The sequence below is a fragment of the Syntrophotalea sp. genome, from assembly GCF_050253115.1.
Classification (GTDB): Bacteria; Desulfobacterota; Desulfuromonadia; order Desulfuromonadales; family Syntrophotaleaceae; genus Syntrophotalea; species Syntrophotalea acetylenica.
This window is the reverse complement of the sequence record NZ_JBFWJQ010000137.1, coordinates 1-5,842: the sequence shown is the minus strand read 5'-3', so window position 1 is coordinate 5,842 and position 5,842 is coordinate 1. Positions and strand designations below refer to the sequence as shown.

5 protein-coding genes are annotated in these 5,842 nt (G+C 55.1%); 4 read left to right on the top strand and 1 reads right to left on the bottom strand.

Annotated elements, in window-relative coordinates:
* The 4 genes from AB7E65_RS11605 to AB7E65_RS11590 form a co-directional block, all read left to right on the top strand.
* Window positions 1-1,327: HD domain-containing protein (locus AB7E65_RS11605; RefSeq protein WP_428745967.1), on the top strand; the 1,327-nt coding region annotated here is incomplete at its 5' end.
* Window positions 1,328-1,393: 66 nt separating this feature from the next.
* Entirely contained in the window at window positions 1,394-2,509 is a 1,116-nt protein-coding gene (locus AB7E65_RS11600; protein WP_428745966.1) for a metallophosphoesterase, read from the top strand.
* Between the two features lie 146 nt (window positions 2,510-2,655).
* The gene (locus tag AB7E65_RS11595; RefSeq protein ID WP_428745965.1) at window positions 2,656-3,183 is read left to right on the top strand and encodes a cytochrome c3 family protein; all 528 of its coding nucleotides are present in this window, start codon (window positions 2,656-2,658) and stop codon (window positions 3,181-3,183) included.
* 80 nt (window positions 3,184-3,263) lie between these two features.
* Window positions 3,264-4,658 (top strand): multiheme c-type cytochrome, encoded by a 1,395-nt coding sequence (locus AB7E65_RS11590; protein ID WP_428745964.1) that lies wholly within the window; start codon window positions 3,264-3,266, stop codon window positions 4,656-4,658.
* A 202-nt stretch (window positions 4,659-4,860) separates the two neighbouring features.
* On the opposite strand, the gene AB7E65_RS11585 is transcribed toward AB7E65_RS11590, so the two are convergent.
* Window positions 4,861-5,842 (bottom strand): ATP-dependent DNA helicase RecG (locus tag AB7E65_RS11585; RefSeq protein WP_428745963.1); only part of this gene is annotated, 982 nt, incomplete at its 5' end.

Here is a 5,842-nt window from a genome sequence, read left to right as displayed (position 1 = left end):
CACCGAAGGTCTCGGCGTGGAGGTGGTGGAGACCATCGCCACCAGCGCCATACGAAGAGCGGGCAACGGGAAGGCGTTTATTGAGGCCATCCGCGAGGACTGCGGGCTCGATATCCGCGTCATCAGCGGCGAGGAGGAAGGAGAGCTTGCGCTGGAGAGCGCTCTGCACCAGTTTTCCCTGGAGAGCGGCCGCAATATCGTTTTTGATATCGGCGGCGGCAGCGTGGAGATCGTCTGTGCCGCCGGCCAGCATGTGGAGGAGACCGCCTCACTGGAGCTTGGCGCTGTCGTGATGACGGAGAGATTTTTCAGCGAAGACCCCATCCCCGACAGTGAGTTCAAGGCCCTGCGCCGGCATGTGCGCTCCGAACTCAAAAAAGTGTTCGGCGGGCAGGCCGCCTCCTCCTGGGTGATTGTCGGCTCGGGGGGGACGGTGACGACGGTGGGCGGCATGGTGATGGCCATGCGTAACGAGCAGTATGATTCGCTCAAGGGCTACGAGGTTCTGCGCTCGGAAGTCGTTCATCTGCTGACCATGCTGCGGCGCAAGAGCATCGCGGAACGAAGCCAGCTGGCAGGCCTGGGCTCTGATCGCGCCGATATCATCGTCGCAGGGGTGGTGCTGGTCGATGAGCTGATGCGCCGTTTCGGAGCCAACGTCCTGCGCATCAACGACCGCGGCATCCGCGAGGGCCTGATTCTCAAATGCCTGGTCAAGCATGGCCTGCTTGACTCGCCGGAGCCCTACCGCGACTGGCGCGGATCGGTTCAGTCACTGGCGCGGTCCTGTCACCAGGAAGGGGCTCACGGCGAGACCGTCGCCCGCCTGGCCCTGAATCTTTTTGACGGTCTGGCTCAGGAGACGACCCTGCTGCCGCGGGACCGGGAGCTGCTCGAAGCCGCTGCACTGCTCCATGACATCGGCTATTTCATCAGCTACGCCCAGCATCACAAACACTCCTATCATCTCATCCGTCATGCAGAGCTGTTCGGCTTCACGCCGCGAGAGCGGGAAATTATTGCCAATCTGGCTCGCTACCACCGCAAGTCTCTGCCGAAAAAAGCCCATGACAATTTCAAGCGGCTGCTCCCGGAGGATCGGGACCGGACCAGACAGCTGGCTGGCATGCTGCGTCTGGCCGATGGGCTGGACCGCCGTCGCGGCGGAGCGGTACAGCGCCTGGAGTGCAGGGTGCAGTCGGACCAGCTGACCGTGTTCTTATACGGGGAGGGCGATTTCAGCGTTGAAGTCCATGGAGGCCAGGTCAAGTCTGATCTTCTCGCCAGCGCCTTCGATCGCCGTCTCGATCTGCAGGTCGCCACCTGAGGTTGTGAAGAATCTGTTCGGCTCTTACTTTACATCCGGCGAATCGATTCGCCGCAGGAACTGCACATGATTTTTTTTCTCGTCAGTTTTTTCGCCGTCTACATCGGCATGCACGCCCTGGTCTTCTGGGGCATGCACCCGCTGCTTTCCGGCCATCGGGCACTACCGACCCTAACGTGGGTGTGGATGGCACTAATGATTCTGGCGCCACTGACAGTGCGCGCGATTGATAAAGCAGGACATGATCTGATCGCCCGGGCCATAGCCTGGGTCGGTTATAGCTGGATGGGGTTTGTCTTTCTCGCCTTCAGCTTTTTCACCTTTGTCGGGCTTTGGCACCTTGCAGCCCTTTTCCTCGCCCACCTTGGGGCCCCCAACCTGACCCTCCATGGACCGGTGTGCGGCCTTGTCGTGCTGCTTTTGGCTCTGGGGGTGGGACTGTACGGTATTTACGAGGCGCACAATCTCAGGGTGGAGCGGGTCCTCTTGAAAACGGCCAAGTTGCCCGCCGGCGTCGAGCGACTGCGCATCGCCCAAGTAAGCGACATCCACCTGGGACTGCTCCATCGCGAGGAGGCCCTTGCCTCTATTATCTCCCAGCTGCAGGAACTTCAGCCCGACTTAGTGGTGGCCACCGGCGACATCGTCGACGCCCAAATTGATCACCTTGACGGAATGAGCGAACTCTGGCAGCGCCTGCAGCCACCTCTGGGCAAGTTTGCGGTTACCGGAAACCATGAGTTTTACGCTGGGCTCGGGCAGGCATTGCGGTTCCTGGAACGCAGCGGCTTCACCGTGTTGCGCGGCGAAGTGGTCACTGCCGCCGAAACCATCACAGTGGTAGGCATCGACGATCCTGTCGGCAAAAATCAGGACGAAGCGAACCTTCTCACTCGACATCAAAGCGATCTTTTCACTCTTTTGCTCAAGCACCGACCACGCGTCAATGAAAAAGCTGCTGGCCTTTTTGACTTGCAGCTCTCCGGACATGCTCATCGCGGGCAGATCTTTCCCTTCAACTATGTCACCGCTCTCGAATATCCCCAACAGGACGGCCTCTATTCCCTGCCTGGCGGCGGCCAGCTATATGTTAGCCGCGGCACAGGCACTTGGGGCCCGCCCATGAGGGTGCTGTCACCACCGGAGATTACCCTGGTCGAAGTCGTTCCGGAACAGCCGTAGTTATCCAAAAAGATTCGCATTTCTTGCGCCTTACTCGATACCTGCTAGTCTTTTTGAGAGGCAACTGCTTCACCCCCGCGAGGTGAATAGTTGCTCTGAGAGAAAGGTCATCACCCTTTTTACAGGCCATGAAGGAGGTGATCATTATGAAACGGTGGCTTAAATCCGGGCTTCTCATCGCACTCGGCATTGTTCTTTGCGTTCCGTTGATGAGCATGGGTTATTATACAATGGTCCGAACATCAACGCCTCAGTTCTGTGCCATGTGTCATGAAATCCAATTCGCTTACCGAGCATGGAAAACATCCAGTCATGGATTCAATGAATACGGGGTCGTTGCCGACTGTATGGATTGTCACCTTCCAGCACCTCATGACACTTTCGAGTTCTTCTACGCCAAGGCCTACCACGGACTCAAGGACGTCGTGGCACATATTTTTCTTGATGAATACGATCGTGAAACGAATCGTCAACACGCCTATAGAGACATCGAGAACGCACAATGCATGAAGTGTCACCGCAATCTGCTTTACCTGCCATACCAAAGAGGCGCGATGCTGGCTCATCGCTCCTTGATTTACGCCAGAGAAGGCTATGAAAAAAAATGCACTGACTGCCACCGAGAACTTGTGCATTTTCCTAAACCCTATTACAGCCATTCACAGGAACTTTAAAAATTCGGATGCGGGAACCCGCGACCGACAACTGATGGTTTTATGGAGGCACAATACAAAAGCAGAAAGGAGAGAGGGATATGAACAGGGGGATTTTGCTGACTGCTCTATGCACGGCACTGACACTGTTGTTATGCGGAACGGCACTGGCGCAAACAAATAAAAACAACCCCAAGTTGGTAGATTTTCGGCTTGAACGCAGCATATCACCGCAAGCCCAGGCATGTCTGGAATGCCATAAACAGGAACACCCCGGGATCTTTACCGACTGGGCAGAGAGCCGCCATGCCAATGCAAACATTACCTGCCTTGATTGCCATCTGGCTGAAAGCTCTGATCCGGACGTCAGCAAAACTCACTATAAACAATATGAGCGTACCGACTCTCCCTGGGGACGTTCGAAATACCGCGTTCCCATTACGGAAGTCGTGACACCCAAAGATTGTTCACGCTGCCATCCGGACGAAGTAAAGGAATATAGCCGGAGCAAACATGCCAATACCATCGAAATCATGTGGAAAATCGATCCGTGGTTGAACAAGGGAATGAATTCAGACGTCGAACGTCAGGCGGGCTGCTATTATTGCCACGGAACTGTTCTCGAGATGGATGATCAGGGGCGTCTGTCTTCTGATACCTGGCCCAATGTTGGCGTTGGCCGTGTAAACCTTGATGGAAGTTTAGGAAGTTGTACCAGCTGCCATACACGACATCGTTTCTCATTGGCTGAAGCACGCCGGCCGGAGGCCTGCGGCCAGTGCCATCTCGGGCCCGACCATCCGCAGATCGAGATATACACCGAATCCAAACATGGTGATATTTACGACAATTTCGGTGATGAATACAATTGGGACGCAGCTCCCGGTACATGGACCGCCGGCGTAGATTACCGCGGCCCTACATGCGCATCCTGCCACATGAGCGGCGCCGGCGACCAACCGACGACTCATGATGTTACAGAGCGATTGAGCTGGGAATTACAGGCTCCCCTGACCGTAAGACCGCAGGATTTTGGACCGTTCCCGTCCGGAAGCAATTGGAACGTTGAACGTGACAAAATGAAAAATATCTGCAAACAATGTCATGCAAAGAACTGGGTTGAAGATCACTATTTAAAATTGGATAAAGTTGTTGAGGAATACAACGAAGTTTACTATAAGCCAGCCAAGGCAATGCTGGACGACCTCTACAGCCAGGGGCTGCTGGATAACACCAGGTTCTTCGATGAGCATCTGGAGGTTGAATTTTACGAACTCTGGCATCACGAAGGCCGTCGTTCACGCATGGGCGCGGCAATGATGGCTCCAGATTATTCATGGTGGCATGGTTTCTATGAGTGCAAGCATCGCTACAACAGTTTCATGACCGAAGCTCGCCGCCTGATTGATACTGAAGAAAAAGCCCACGTATATGAAGATTTCCCCAATGCCACGGGCGATACCACCAAACCTGCAGTAATTTTTGATAAAAAATAATTCGCATAATACATTTTCGCACTGACACAAACAAACACCCTGTCGTTATTCGGCAGGGTGTTTGTTTGCCGAAGACAACTTAAATTTCATGAATAACCCTGGATAGCTATCTGATATTATTATGTTGGGTCGCATAAGATATATTATGTAAACTTTGATATCGATTTATTCTGCAATAAGCGGCTGGGAAAAATTCTGCTCTCTATCCGATACTGGCGAGTTCGAGGCGGCTGCCCCAGCGATCGAGGAGTGCCTGGCGGGTGCCGGCGTATTTGGGATGGGAATCGAATTCGGGATCTGCGGCCAAAGCAAACGCTTCCCGGCGGGACTGCTCCAGAATGCGGCCGTCTCTCAAAAGATTTGCGACGCGGAAATCCGGCAGACCTGCCTGGCGTGTTCCGAGAAATTCTCCCGGTCCGCGGATTTCCAGATCTGCTTCGGCGATCCTGAAACCATCAGTGGTCTCCGACATGACCCTGAGACGCCTGGCGCCATCCTCGCTGCAATTCTTTGAGCGAACCAGCAGACAATAGCTCTGAGCGCTGCCTCGGCCGACCCGCCCTCGAAGCTGATGCAGCTGAGCCAGGCCGAATCGTTCGGCGTGTTCGACCATCATAACCGTTGCGTTCGGCACGTCGACCCCAACCTCTATGACGGTCGTGGAGACCAGCGCATGGATTTCGCCCGCCTTGAATGCCGCCATCACGCCTTCTTTCTCCGCCGGCTTCATGCGTCCATGCAGCAAACCGGTGCGGAAGCCGTGGAAAACCTCTTCTGCCAGTTGCTCCGCAGCCTGGGTTGCGGCCAGAAGGTCACTTTTTTCGGACTCTTCCACCAACGGATAGACGATATAAGCCTGCCTGCCCTCTTCTATCTGCTTTCTAATGAAGGCATAAGCATCTTCGCGTTTTGTTTCAGAAACCACGCGTGTTTTGACGGGAGACCGGCCGGGCGGCATCTGGTCGATGATTGAAACGGAAAGATCGCCGTACAGAGTCAGGGACAGGGTCCGTGGGATCGGCGTGGCGGTCATGACGAGGATGTCGGGGTTGTCCCCTTTATGGCGCAAAATGCCCCTCTGGACGACCCCGAAGCGATGCTGCTCATCGATAATGCCGAGACCGAGACGCTTGTAATCCACACCTTCCTGAAGCACGGCTGGAGTACCGACAACCAGAGGAGCC